The sequence below is a fragment of the Pseudomonas sp. Irchel 3F3 genome, from assembly GCF_900187545.1.
Taxonomy (GTDB): Bacteria; Pseudomonadota; Gammaproteobacteria; order Pseudomonadales; family Pseudomonadaceae; genus Aquipseudomonas; species Aquipseudomonas fortuita.
The window spans coordinates 234,852-247,863 of sequence record NZ_FYDS01000004.1; the positions used below are offsets into that span (position 1 = coordinate 234,852).

General features: G+C 61.9%; 10 protein-coding genes. 9 read left to right on the forward strand and 1 reads right to left on the reverse strand.

Annotated features, from left to right (window positions below):
- Positions 1 to 200: 200 nt before the first annotated feature.
- From CKW35_RS09845 to CKW35_RS09880, 8 genes are all read left to right on the forward strand, one after another.
- A complete protein-coding gene (locus CKW35_RS09845; RefSeq protein WP_095115799.1) occupies positions 201 to 1,826 on the forward strand; it encodes an ABC transporter substrate-binding protein in 1,626 nt (541 codons plus the stop codon).
- A gap of 145 nt (positions 1,827 to 1,971) precedes the next feature.
- Complete coding sequence (locus CKW35_RS09850) at positions 1,972 to 3,564, forward strand: ABC transporter substrate-binding protein (RefSeq protein WP_060517620.1); 1,593 nt, start codon at positions 1,972 to 1,974, stop codon at positions 3,562 to 3,564.
- 228 nt (positions 3,565 to 3,792) lie between these two features.
- Entirely contained in the window at positions 3,793 to 5,172 is a 1,380-nt protein-coding gene (locus tag CKW35_RS09855; RefSeq protein WP_060517632.1) for an OprD family porin, read from the forward strand.
- A gap of 80 nt (positions 5,173 to 5,252) precedes the next feature.
- Positions 5,253 to 6,863 carry an ABC transporter substrate-binding protein gene (locus tag CKW35_RS09860; RefSeq protein WP_095115801.1) on the forward strand — a complete coding sequence of 537 codons (1,611 nt, stop codon included), beginning with the start codon at positions 5,253 to 5,255 and terminating at the stop codon, positions 6,861 to 6,863.
- Between the two features lie 91 nt (positions 6,864 to 6,954).
- Positions 6,955 to 7,965: an ABC transporter permease subunit gene (locus tag CKW35_RS09865; protein WP_016485006.1), complete on the forward strand. Its 1,011-nt coding sequence runs from the start codon at positions 6,955 to 6,957 to the stop codon at positions 7,963 to 7,965.
- A 10-nt stretch (positions 7,966 to 7,975) separates the two neighbouring features.
- On the forward strand, positions 7,976 to 8,902 hold the full coding sequence (locus tag CKW35_RS09870) for an ABC transporter permease subunit (RefSeq protein ID WP_016485005.1): 927 nt from the start codon (positions 7,976 to 7,978) through the stop codon (positions 8,900 to 8,902).
- Positions 8,903 to 8,912: 10 nt separating this feature from the next.
- Positions 8,913 to 9,881, forward strand: coding sequence for an ABC transporter ATP-binding protein (locus CKW35_RS09875; protein ID WP_070086796.1), 969 nt, complete (start codon positions 8,913 to 8,915; stop codon positions 9,879 to 9,881).
- A complete protein-coding gene (locus CKW35_RS09880; RefSeq protein WP_095115803.1) occupies positions 9,881 to 10,849 on the forward strand; it encodes a peptide ABC transporter ATP-binding protein in 969 nt (322 codons plus the stop codon). The genes CKW35_RS09875 and CKW35_RS09880 overlap by 1 nt, the downstream gene beginning before the upstream one ends.
- A gap of 223 nt (positions 10,850 to 11,072) precedes the next feature.
- On the opposite strand, the gene CKW35_RS09885 is transcribed toward CKW35_RS09880, so the two are convergent.
- Complete coding sequence (locus tag CKW35_RS09885) at positions 11,073 to 11,972, reverse strand: hypothetical protein (protein WP_016485002.1); 900 nt, start codon at positions 11,970 to 11,972, stop codon at positions 11,073 to 11,075.
- A gap of 211 nt (positions 11,973 to 12,183) precedes the next feature.
- On the opposite strand from CKW35_RS09885, the gene CKW35_RS09890 reads away from it, so the two are divergent.
- Positions 12,184 to 12,984, forward strand: coding sequence for an AraC family transcriptional regulator (locus CKW35_RS09890; RefSeq protein ID WP_095115805.1), 801 nt, complete (start codon positions 12,184 to 12,186; stop codon positions 12,982 to 12,984).
- Positions 12,985 to 13,012 lie beyond the last annotated feature (28 nt).

Below are 13,012 nucleotides of genomic sequence, written 5' to 3' on the forward strand. Positions count from 1 at the left end.
CGCAAAATGCCATCATTTTGCCTGCGCAAACGTTTAACTTCGCCTAAAGTTATACTGATGCGACATCCATGTACGCCCGTACCACTTTTCCGGCGCCAACTATCCTTATACCTGTTGCATTGGGAACACCCCCTGCATAAGTATCCTCAGGTCGGCTCACGAGGCCACCTCATCCAAAAAATGACAACAATGAGGCCACCATGCTCAAACACGCAGTCATTCCGTTCCTGCTTGGCGCAGGCTTGCTCACCGGCGCGCCGTCGGTCCTGGCCGCGTCCAACCTGGTGTTTTGCTCAGAGGGCAGCCCGGCCGGTTTTGACCCGGGCCAGTACACCACCGGGACCGACTTCGACGCCTCGGCAGAGACCGTGTTCAACCGCTTGACCCAGTTCGAACGAGGCGGTACTGCAGTTATCCCGGGCCTGGCGACCAAGTGGGAAGTGTCCGACGACGGCAAGACCTACACCTTCCACCTGCGCGAAGGCGTCAAGTTCCATACCACCGACTACTTCAAGCCCAGCCGGCCCTTCAACGCCGACGATGTGCTGTTCACCTTCAACCGCATGCTCGACAAGGATCAGCCGTTCCGCAAGGCCTACCCTACCGAGTTCCCGTATTTCACCGACATGGGCATGGACAAGAACATCGCCAAGGTGGAAAAGCTGGACGAGCACACGGTGAAGTTCACCCTTAACGAGGTCGACGCTGCGTTCATCCAGAACCTGGCCATGAGCTTCGCTTCCATCCAGTCCGCCGAGTACGCCGACCAATTGCTCAAGAACGGCAAGGCCGCCGACATCAACCAGAAGCCGATCGGCACCGGCCCGTTCGTGTTCAGCAAGTACCAGAAGGACGCGCAGATTCGCTTCAAGGGCAACAAGGACTACTGGCAGCCCGAGGACGTGAAGATCGATAACCTGATCTTCGCCATCACCACCGATGCCTCGGTACGCATGCAAAAACTGAAGAAGAACGAGTGCCAGGTCACCCTGTTCCCGCGGCCGGCCGACATCGAGCCGCTAAAGGCCGACAAGCACCTGCAGATGCCCCAGCAAGCCGGGTTCAACCTGGGCTACATCGCCTACAACGTGATGGACAAGATCAAGGGCAGCAACGAGCCCAACCCCATGGCTCAGCTGAAAGTGCGCCAGGCGCTGGACATGGCGGTGGACAAGAAGAAGATCATCGAGTCGGTCTACCAGGGCGCCGGCCAGTTGGCAGTCAATGCCATGCCGCCGACCCAGTGGTCGTATGACGACAGCATAAAGGACGCCCCCTTCGACCCCGAAAAAGCTAAACAGCTGCTCAAGGAAGCCGGCATCAAGGAAGGCACCGAGATCACCCTGTGGGCCATGCCCGTGCAACGCCCATACAACCCCAATGCCAAGCTGATGGCCGAAATGCTGCAATCCGACTGGGCCAAGATCGGCATCAAGGCCAAAATCGTCAGCTATGAATGGGGCGAGTACATCAAACGCTCCAAAGGTGGCGAACAAGGCGCCATGCTGATTGGCTGGAGCGGCGACAACGGTGACCCGGACAACTGGCTGGGCACCCTTTACGGCTGCGATGCCGTCGACGGCAACAACTTCTCCAAGTGGTGCTACAAGCCCTACGACGACCTGATCAAGCAGGCCAAGGCCACCTCCGACCAGGCCAAGCGCACCGAGCTGTACCAGCAGGCGCAGCACATTCTCAAGGAGCAGGTGCCGATTACCCCGATCGCCCACTCCACCGTGTATCAGCCCATGAGCGCCAAAGTGAAGGACTTCAAGATCAGCCCGTTTGCGCTGAACGCCTTCTATGGCGTAAGCGTGGACAAATAGGGTAACTCCAGCACCCGCCGTCTGGCGGGTGCCTTGCCCCCTTCCCCCTCTTCATGTCGTCCCGCGGCTATCCGCTGCGGGGTGGGCGAACTGTTGCCGCCATTCGCACCCCGAGGCGGCGCAAACAGCTGAAAAAGGACTTGCCATGCGTCACGCGACCCGTCTTTCAACCTTGCTGGCCCTGGGCCTGATGAGCCAATCCCCGGCCCTGTTGGCGAACAACCTGGTGTTTTGCTCCGAGGGCAGCCCCGCCGGCTTCGACACCGCCCAGTACACCAGCGCCACCGACAACGATGCCGCCGAGCCGATCTACAACCGCCTGGTCGAGTTCGAGCGTGGTGGTACTGCCGTGCACCCTGCCCTGGCAACCCGCTGGGAAGTATCCGACGATGGCTTGCGCTATACCTTCCACCTGCGTGAAGGGGTGAAGTTCCACAGCAACAAGGCCTTCTCCCCAAGCCGCGATTTCAACGCCGACGATGTGCTGTTCACCTTCAACCGCATGCTCGACAAAGGCCACCCGTTCCGCCAGGCCTACCCTACCGAATTTCCTTACTTCATCAGCATGGGCCTGGACAAGAACATCGCCCATGTCGAGAAGATCGACCCGCTGACTGTGGCATTCACCCTGAACACGGTCGATGCCGCGTTCATCCAGAACCTGGCCATGAGCTTCGCCTCCATCCTCTCCGCCGAATACGCCGGGCAACTGATGGCCAGCGCAAGACCGAGCGACATCAACCAGCAGCCCATCGGCACCGGGCCGTTCGTGTTCCAGCGTTATCAGAAGGATTCGCAGATCCGCTACAAAGGCAACAAGGAGTACTGGGCGCCGGATGAGGTGAAAATCGACAACCTGGTGTTCTCGATCAACATCGACCCTTCGGTACGCATCCAGAAACTGCGCCGCAACGAATGCCAGGTCACCCTGCACCCTCGCCCGGCCGACCTGCCAGCGCTCAAGGCCGACAGCTCGCTGCGGGTATTGCAGCAACCAGGCTTCAACCTCGGCTACATCGCCTACAACACCCAGCACCCACCGTTCGACCGGCTGGAGGTGCGCCAGGCGATGGACATGGCTGTGAACAAGAAGGCCATACTCCAGGCGGTGTATCAGGATTCCGGCCAACTGGCAGTCAACGCCATGCCACCGACCCAGTGGTCCTATGACGAAAGCCTCAAAGACGCGCCCTACGACCCGCAAAAGGCCAGGCAGCTGCTGCAGCAGGCCGGCGTCAAACCTGGCACCGAAGTCACCCTTTGGGCCATGCCGGTGCAACGCCCTTACAACCCCAACGCCAAGCTGATGGCCGAAATGCTCCAGGCAGACTGGAACAAACTCGGGTTCAAGGTGCGCATCGTCAGTTACGAATGGGGCGAGTACCTCAAGCGCATGAAAAGCGGCGAGCACGACATCGCCCTGATTGGCTGGACCGGCGACAACGGTGACCCGGACAACTGGCTAGGCACCCTCTACAGCTGCGATGCCATCGGCAGCAACAACTACTCGCTGTGGTGCGACCCGCAGTACGACAGCCTGGTCAAGCAGGCCAAGCAGGTCACAGACCAACCGCAGCGCAGTGCGCTGTACCGGCAGGCCCAGCAACGGCTCAAACAGCAGGTGCCGATTACGCCGGTGGCGCATTCCACAGTTAACCAGCCGCTCAGCATCAAGGTTTCTGAGTTCAAGGTCAGCCCGTTTGGGCGCAATGATTTTTCCGGTGTGAGTGTTGATTAAGCGTTAGCCAATACCGGCCTCTTCGCGGGCAAGCCCGCTCCCGCAGGATCTCTACAGGTTCGGACCTTGCGCCCTATCTGTGGGAGCGGGCTTGCCCGCCAAAAGGCCAGCACAGGCAACACAACGCCCCCTTTTAGCCCGGCGACCCCGGGCAACTCTGGCAACACCGCAGCAAAAAACCCGGCCCACAAGGCCGGCAATAACTAGAAAGCAATGGGAGCTTCAACCTTGAAAGTACCAACCCTGAGCGCACTGGCCTTATCCATCAGTGCATTTTCCACCGTGGCCCAGGCCGATCCGCAAAGCCAGGACTACATTCCGCTCACCCTCAAAGGCAGCAGCGCGCAGGCGCAAGCCAGCGGCTTCATCGACGGCCAGAGCCTGTCCGGCAGCACCCGCAACTGGTACGCCCGCGAACGCGCTGCACGCGCCCCGCTGTGGAAGTACTACAAGAGCGACGGCACCCGCCACCCCACCCACAGCCGGGAAAACTGGCTGCAGGGCACCATCCTCAACTACAGCTCCGGTTTCACCCAAGGCACCGTGGGTTTCGCTGTCGAGGCCGCTGGCTATAACGCCATCGCCCTGCAGCAGAGCCGCGAAGCGATTGCCGGCCCCAACAACCGCACCCTCACCCACAGCGATGGCGACCCCGTCGGCCAGTGGAGCAAACTGGGCCTGGGCAACATCAAGGCGCGCGTGTCCAACACCACCCTTACCCTTGGCCGCCAGTCGGTGGACACGCCCATGATCGCCTACATCGGCAACCGCGCCCTGCCATCGAGCTTCCAGGGCGCGTTCCTGCACAGCGCCGAGTTCGACAACCTGAGCCTCGATCTGGGCACTTTCGACCGCGTTTCGCCACGCACCGAACAAAGCCTTAGCAAGTTTCGCAGCGAATACGGCGCCACCGGCGTGGAAACCGACCGCGCCAGCACTGCCGGCATCAATTACCAGCCGTTCAAAAGCCTGAGTACCAGCCTGTATGCCACCCAGGTAGACGACTTCTGGAACCAGTACTACTTCGGCGCCAACCACGTGCTCGGCGACAGCGCAGTGCTCAGCCTGAGCACCGGCCTTAACTACTACAAGACCGTCGATGCCGGCAGCCGGAAAATGGGCAAGATCGACAACGACACCTACAGCCTGTCGCTCGGCCTGACCCACCAGGCCCATACCCTCAGCGCCTCGTGGCAGCAGGTGAACGGCAACGAATACTTCGACTACCTGCACGAAACCAACGGCATCTACCTGGCCAACTCGTTGTTGTCGGACTTCAACGGCCCCAACGAGAAGTCGCTGCAGCTTTCCTATGTATTGAACATGGCGCCCTACGGCGTGCCAGGGCTGAAGTTCAACCTGTACAACGCACGCGGCTGGGGCATTGACGGGACTCACTACCGCGGCACCGCCTACGACGTGAATGGCCTGAACGGCGAAACCCACTACGAGTGGGGCATCGGCACCAGCTACGCGGTGCAGAGCGGGCCGCTGAGAGACACCAGCATCCGCGCGACCTACACCACCCACCGCGCCAGCAAGGCACAGGGTGACGGCAGCCTGGACGAGTTCCGGGTAGTTACCACCATTCCATTCAACATTCTTTGACCGCTGGCGCCACGGTCCCCTTCGCAGCGGGCCGTGGCGGCTACGCTGGAATCAATGCAAAAGCAGGGAGTGTTCAACCCATGCAGAGAGCTTTCATCAAATCGCTACCGTTACGCCTTGCCCTCGCCACGCTGGTGCTAGGCAGCGCAACGCAGCTGGCAGCCAAACCGCTGGTGGTCTGTACCGAGGCCAGCCCGGAAGGGTTCGACGTTGTCCAGTACACCACCGCGGTCACACTTGATGCGACGTCCGAGACACTGTTCAACCGCCTGGTCGACTTCAAACCAGGCACCACCGACGTCCAGCCGGCACTGGCCGAGCGCTGGGACATATCGCCAGACGGGCTGACCTACACCTTCCATCTGCGCCAAGGGGTGAAGTTCCACACCACCGACTACTTCGAGCCGACCCGCGACTTCAACGCCGACGATGTGTTGTGGAGCCTCAACCGCCAGCTTGACCCGCACCACCCATGGCACGACAAAACCAGCGTCGGCTACCCGTATTTTGAAAGCATGGCCTTCAAGCAGCTGCTCAAATCGGTGATCAAGACCGACGACCACACCGTGGTGATCACCCTGGCCCGGCCGGAAGCACCGTTCCTGCATGACATGGCCATGGGCTTCACCTCGATCTACTCCGCCGAGTACGGTGACCAGTTGCTCAGGGCCGGTAAAACCGCCGAGCTGAACAGCAAGCCGGTCGGCACCGGCCCGTTCATCTTCCAGCGTTACAACAAGGATGCGCAGGTCCGCTTCAAACCCAACCCAGACTACTTCCGCGGCAAACCGCCGGCCGACGCGCTGGTGTTCGCCATCGCCACCGACAGCAACGTGCGCCTGCAGAAGCTGCGCGCCAACGAATGCCAGGTCGCGTTGTACCCCAAGCCGGATGACGTGCCATCGATCAAGGCCGACCCGAAACTCAAGGTCGCCGAAATCGAAGCGCTTGTCACCGGCTACATCGCCATGAATACCGAGCACAAATACCTCAGCGATGTACGCGTGCGCAAAGCCATCAATATGGCGTTCGATCGGCAGACTCATGTCGACCAGCTGTTCGGCAAAGGCAACGCGCTGGTGGGTGTGAACCCCTACCCACCGACCATGCCTGGCTTCAACACCGCCAACCAGAACCCGCCCCGCGACCTCGCAAAGGCACGCGCCCTGCTCAAGGAAGCTGGCGTACCGGAAGGCACGGTGATCACACTGTTTACCCGCAACGGCGGTGGCATGACCAACCCTAACCCGCGCCTGTCGGCCGAGATGCTGCAGGCCGACCTGAAGCAGATCGGCCTGCAGCTGGATATCCGCGTGATGGAATGGGCCGAAATGCTGCGCCGTGCAAAAAATGGCGAGGCCGACCTCGTGTCCACCGGCTGGGCTGGCGACAACGGCGACCCCGACAACTTCCTCACCCCGCTGCTCAGTTGCGACGCCGCCAAAACCGGCGAGAACTACGCCCGCTGGTGCAACTCGAAATTCCAGGAGCTGATCACCCGTGCCCGCGAGGTGGTCGACAACGACGAGCGCGCAAGGCTCTATAGCGAGGCATTGAAGGTGTACGATGACGACCAACCCTGGATCAGCATGGCCCATCCAAAGATGTTCACCGCCATGCGTGACAACGTGGAGGGCTACGTGATCAGCCCTCTGACCAACAATAACTTCGCCACCACCAAGGTGAAGTAGAACAACAACGACCGCCGGCAACCCACACGGGGACCGGCGGCATTGCCGTACCGGGCTGATCGCCCCGCGGCCTGATGAGGTAACCCCGACAATGTTGAGTTTTATTGCCCGGCGCCTTGGCCTGCTGATACCGACCTTTTTCGGCATCACCTTGCTGACCTTTGCGCTCATACGCCTGATCCCCGGCGACCCGGTGGAAGTCATGATGGGCGAGCGCAGGGTCGATCCCGAAATGCACGCCCAGGCCATGGAGCGCCTGGGCCTGAACAAGCCACTGCCGGTCCAGTACCTGGACTATGTCGGCAAGCTGGCCCAGGGTGACCTCGGCGAATCGCTGCGCACCCGCGAAAGCGTGTGGACCGAGTTTCTCACCCTGTTCCCGGCCACCCTGGAGCTGGCCTTCGCCGCCCTGCTGTTCGCCGGTATCGTCGGCCTGCTGGCCGGGGTGATCGCCGCGCTCAAGCGCGGTTCATTGTTCGACCACGGGGTGATGGGCATTTCCCTGGCCGGCTACTCGATGCCGATCTTCTGGTGGGGCCTGATCCTGATCATGTTCTTCTCGGTGAGCCTGGGCTGGACCCCAGTGTCCGGGCGCATCGACCTGCTCTACGACATTGAGCCGAAAACCGGCTTCATGCTCATCGATACCCTGCTCAGCGACGAAGAAGGCGCCTTCAAGGACGCGGTGATGCACCTGATCCTGCCGGCCATCGTGCTGGGTACCATCCCGCTGGCAGTCATCGCCCGCATGACCCGTTCGTCGATGCTTGAAGTACTGCGCGAAGACTACATCCGCACCGCCCGCGCCAAAGGCCTGTCGCCGGCCCGCGTGGTGTTCGTGCACGGCCTGCGCAATGCCTTGATTCCGGTGCTGACCGTGTTCGGCCTGCAGGTCGGCACGCTGCTGGCCGGTGCGGTGCTGACCGAAACCATCTTTTCCTGGCCGGGCATCGGCAAGTGGCTGATCGAAGCCATCGGTGCCCGTGACTACCCCGTGGTCCAGAACGGCATCCTGTTGATCGCCTGCCTGGTAATCCTGGTCAACTTCGTCGTGGACATCCTCTACGGCCTGGCCAACCCACGCATCCGTCATCAGCGCTGAGGCCTTCGCCATGACTAGCCCGATTGCAAAATCCGTGTCGCCGGCCAGCCCGGTGGACCAGAGCCTGCTCTACCCCTCGCCGTACAAAGAATTCTGGCAAGCCTTTGCGCGCAACAAAGGCGCAGTGATGGGCCTGGCCTTCATGTGCCTGGTGGTGTTCTGTGCACTGTTCGCGCCGTGGGTCGCCCCGCATGACCCGAGCGAGCAGTACCGCGACTTCCTGCTGACCCCGCCGGTATGGCTGGAAGGCGGCACCTGGCAGTTCATCCTCGGCACCGACGAACTGGGCCGCGACCTGCTTTCGCGCCTGATACAGGGGGCGCGGCTGTCGCTGCTGATCGGCCTGTCGTCGGTGGTGATGTCGCTGATCCCGGGCATCCTGCTGGGCCTGCTGGCCGGCTTCTTCCCGCACATCCTCGGCCCATCGATCATGCGCCTGATGGATGTGATGCTGGCCCTGCCCTCCCTGCTGCTGGCCGTGGCCATCGTCGCCATCCTCGGCCCAGGCCTGATCAACACGGTAATCGCCATCGCCATCGTCTCACTGCCCTCCTACGTGCGCCTGACCCGGGCTGCGGTAATGGTTGAACTGAACCGCGACTACGTCACCGCCGCACGCCTGGCGGGTGCCGGGCTGCCACGGCTGATGTTCGTCACCGTGCTGCCCAACTGCATGGCGCCACTGATCGTGCAGGCTACCCTCAGCTTCTCTTCAGCGATCCTCGATGCTGCCGCGTTGGGCTTCTTGGGCCTGGGCGTGCAACCACCCACCCCGGAGTGGGGCACCATGCTGGCTTCGGCCCGTGACTATATCGAGCGCGCCTGGTGGGTGGTGAGCCTGCCCGGCCTGACCATTCTGCTTAGTGTGCTGGCAATCAACCTGATGGGCGACGGCCTGCGCGATGCGCTGGACCCGAAACTCAAGAACGCCGCCTGAGGAGAACGCCATGTCACTGTTGCAGATCAACAACCTGAACGTGCGCTTCGGCGACGCCAATGCCGTACCTGTCGTCGATGGCCTGGACCTGTCGGTGGAGGCTGGCGAGATCCTGGCCATCGTCGGCGAATCCGGCTCGGGCAAATCCGTGACCATGATGGCCTTGATGGGCCTGATCGACGCCCCCGGGCGCATCACCGCCGATGCCCTCCGTTTCGACGGCACCGACATGCTCAAGCTCAGCGGCCGCCAGCGGCGCAAGGTGGTGGGCAAGGACATCGCCATGGTCTTCCAGGACCCGATGACCGCCCTCAACCCCAGCTATACCGTGGGCTACCAGATCGAAGAAGTGCTGCGCCAGCACCTGGGCCTGACGGGCAAGGCCGCGCGCCAGCGTGCCCTTGAGCTGTTGAAAAAGGTCGAGATCCCAGCTGCGCAAAGCCGCCTGGATGCCTATCCGCATCAGCTGTCTGGCGGCATGAGCCAGCGTGTGGCGATTGCCATGGCCATTGCCGGCGAGCCCAAGCTGCTGATCGCCGACGAGCCGACCACCGCACTGGACGTGACCATCCAGGCGCAGATCATGGAGCTGCTGGTCAACCTGCAGAAGGAGCGCAACATGGCGCTCATCCTGATCACCCACGACCTCGCCGTGGTCGCCGAAACGGCCAAGCGGGTATGCGTGATGTACGCAGGCGAAGCCGTCGAGGTGGGCCAGGTGCCGACGCTGTTCGACGTGCCCGCCCACCCCTACAGCGAAGCCCTGCTGGCGGCGATCCCCGAGCACAGCATCGGCGCCGAGCGCCTGGCCACCCTGCCTGGCATCGTCCCTGGCCGCTACGACCGCCCCGTCGGCTGCCTGTTGTCGCCGCGCTGCCCCTATGTGCAGGACAACTGTCGGCGCCAGCGCCCTCCCCTCGATCCCCAGGCTCACAGCCTGGTGCGTTGTTTCTACCCGTTGAACCAGGAGGTGGCGTGATGGCCGTCGTTCTATCTGCGCGCGAGCTTACCCGGCATTACGAAGTCTCCCGCGGCCTGTTCAAAGGGCACGCCCTGGTCCGTGCGCTGAATGGCGTATCGTTCGAACTGGAAGCCGGCAAGACCCTGGCGGTGGTCGGCGAGTCGGGCTGCGGCAAGTCCACCCTGGCCCGCGCCCTGACCCTGATCGAAGAGCCGTCGTCCGGCTCGCTGCAAATTGCCGGCACCGAGGTGAACGGCGCCAGCAAGGCTGAGCGCAAGCAACTGCGGCGCGACGTGCAGATGGTGTTCCAGAGCCCCTACGCCTCGCTCAACCCACGGCAGAAAATTGGTGACCAGCTGGCCGAGCCGCTGCTGATCAACACCTCGCTGAGCAAAGCCGAACGGCGCGAGAAAGTGCAAAAAATGATGGAGCAGGTGGGCCTGCGCCCCGAGCATTACCAGCGCTATCCACATATGTTCTCTGGTGGCCAGCGCCAGCGTATCGCCTTGGCCCGAGCGATGATGCTGCAGCCAAAAGTGCTGGTGGCGGACGAGCCGACCTCGGCATTGGATGTGTCGATCCAGGCGCAGGTACTGAACCTGTTCATGGATTTGCAGAAGGAGTTCAACACCGCCTACGTGTTCATCTCGCACAACCTGGCGGTGGTGCGGCATGTGGCCGATCACGTACTGGTGATGTACCTGGGGCGACCGGCAGAGATGGGGCCGAAAATGGATATTTACGAGCGGCCGCTGCATCCCTATACCCAGGCGCTGCTGTCGGCAACACCTGCCATTCACCCGGATCCGCTGAAGCCGAAGATCCGCATTGTCGGGGAGCTGCCCAACCCGTTGAACCCGCCAGATGGGTGTGCGTTTCACAAGCGCTGCCCGTATGCGACGGAACGCTGTGCCAAGGAGGTGCCGGCGTTGCGGCAGGTGAGTAGCCGGCAGGTGGCTTGCCACTATGCCGAGCAGTTCCTGTAGATGACCGGGGGCGCTCTGCGCCCCATTCGCAGCACAAGGCTGCACCTACAAGGGACCGCGATAACAGGGGATATCGCGGTCGTCTGTAGGAGCAGCCTTGTGCTGCGAATGGGCCGCAAAGCGGCCCTCTCGGTCAATGCATGAAAATGGCAATCAGGATGATGACCGGGATCGGTACACCAAGCATCCAGAGCAGTATCGAGCGCATGTCAGTTCTCCTTGCTTAACGTTGAATGGTGCGATGGGCTACGTATTCGCCTTCCAGCCACTGCACCTGGTCACGGCGGCGACCACCGTAGAGCGCTGCAAGGCTGGCGAAGAAGGCGCCACACAGCAGCGCGACGAAGGTCCACAGCGCTGTCCAGGCAGCGACCTTGGCGGCGGTATCAGCGGCTTGTTTGGCCTTCAGCTTCAGCTGTTGCACCTGGCCCATCACCTGATCGACACGGGCTTCGGCTTCGGCCTGGGTCAAGCGCGTACGCTGGGCCACCAGCTGCGCCAGGTAGGTACGGTCTTCGGCAGGCAGCGCACCATCGCTGGCAATGCCTTTGGCCAGGATGCGTGCGGCCACGCCATTGGCTGCATCCTCGCTGACCGGCGCCGGGCCATCCCCACGGAACAGGCTATCGACGAAATAGCCCATCGAATCGTTGTTGTCACCGGACGCCGCGGCACCACCGGCAGCGGCCGATACGGTAGCCGCCTGCGAAGCTGCACTGGCACCAGCGCCCACCAGGTTGCCCGCAGCACCCAGCACCAACATGGCAGCCACCAGAGTTGCTACGGCCCAGGACAGGAAACCATGCGCGGTATCGCGGAAATACACTTCATCGCCATGCAGGTTGGCCCATTTCACCCGCAGCCGGCCGGCAATGTAGCCGCCCAGGCCCGAAGCGATGATCTGCGTCAGCAGCAGCCATACGATGGTGGAAATGCCCAAGGCTTTTGCACTCGCCCCCTCGTCTGCCCAAGGTGAAGTGGCTGCAAAGCCAAGCCCTGCACCAAGGACCACCAGGATCAGAGACAAGGCAGCTGCAGTAGCGGCGCCAGCGAAGATCGCAGCCCAGGAAACACCTGAGCGGCTTTGTGAATCGACAGCGGGATAGTCGGCAGGGGTGATCATGATGTTTTCGCCTTAAGTGGTTAGCGACAAGTCCATTCGCGCAGTAACCTTTGCAGCGGCTGTGCCAGTTGTGACAAAAAATTAACCCATTGAAAAACAGTAAGTTGGAAAAACGGATTAATTTTGAATCGTGCAAATTGCGCGACTGGGCCCTGTGCATCAGGTGTTCTGCATTCTTGTCGCAAACTTGGCAACGAGGCATCATTCACCCATGACGCTCCCTGATGGCCCTGCCCACACCCCGATTACCGCAGACACGGTGCTGCGCTATCACCTGTGCTGGAAGCACCGCGATCTAGACGGCGTGATGGCGCTCTACCACCCTGACATCCAGTACCACGACTTCTTCCAGAACCGCGTGCTCGGCTACCAGGAGCTGCGCGACTACGTCCGCGCCTGCCTGCCCCATGAGGCCGGCGAAGACATCGTCCACAGCGACCGCATCCGCGTCGACGGCTGCACAGCGTTCATCCAGTACCAGGTCACGGTCCAGGGCGGTGACGGCCTGGTAGCGTTCAAGTCCAGCGAAGCGATCACCGTCAAGGACGGGCTTATCTGGCAGGTCAACGAATACGCCACGCTGGTCCGCCACAACGGCACCCGCCACGCCAGCGCAGGCCCGCGCCCGGCAACCAGTCGCCTGGGCCTGTCACCCCGGCAGTTGTCGACCATGGCCCAGGACCTGGAGCACTACTTCCAGCGCAAGCGCCCCTACCTGAACGCAGAACTGAACCTGCAGCAAGTCGCCGACGCCAGTGGCTACAGCCGCAACCAGATTTCCTACCTGCTGAACCAGGTGCTGGGGCAAAGCTTCTACCGCTACGTCAACCAGGCCCGCCTGCAGCACCTGATGGCCAGCCTTGACGATGACAGCGTCGAAGCGACGATCGATGAGCTGGCCTTCAGCGCCGGCTTCAACTCGCTGTCGGCGTTCTACAAGTGCTTCCGTGAACACACCGGGTTCACACCCAAGGCTTACCTGAAGCAATTTTCCCTGCGTGCACGCACGTAAGACAGCGGCCGGCCCACATCACTAGGAT

Bases quoted from the DNA above. Each gene is read 5' to 3' on its own strand.
- CKW35_RS09870 (WP_016485005.1), top strand. From the start codon at position 7,976: ATGACTAGCCCGATTGCAAAATCCGTGTCGCCGGCCAGCCCGGTGGAC.
- CKW35_RS09885 (WP_016485002.1), bottom strand. From the start codon at position 11,972: ATGATCACCCCTGCCGACTATCCCGCTGTCGATTCACAAAGCCGCTCA.
- CKW35_RS09865 (WP_016485006.1), top strand. From the start codon at position 6,955: ATGTTGAGTTTTATTGCCCGGCGCCTTGGCCTGCTGATACCGACCTTT.
- CKW35_RS09875 (WP_070086796.1), top strand. From the start codon at position 8,913: ATGTCACTGTTGCAGATCAACAACCTGAACGTGCGCTTCGGCGACGCC.
- CKW35_RS09890 (WP_095115805.1), top strand. From the start codon at position 12,184: ATGACGCTCCCTGATGGCCCTGCCCACACCCCGATTACCGCAGACACG.
- CKW35_RS09880 (WP_095115803.1), top strand. From the start codon at position 9,881: ATGGCCGTCGTTCTATCTGCGCGCGAGCTTACCCGGCATTACGAAGTC.
- CKW35_RS09845 (WP_095115799.1), top strand. From the start codon at position 201: ATGCTCAAACACGCAGTCATTCCGTTCCTGCTTGGCGCAGGCTTGCTC.
- CKW35_RS09850 (WP_060517620.1), top strand. From the start codon at position 1,972: ATGCGTCACGCGACCCGTCTTTCAACCTTGCTGGCCCTGGGCCTGATG.
- CKW35_RS09860 (WP_095115801.1), top strand. From the start codon at position 5,253: ATGCAGAGAGCTTTCATCAAATCGCTACCGTTACGCCTTGCCCTCGCC.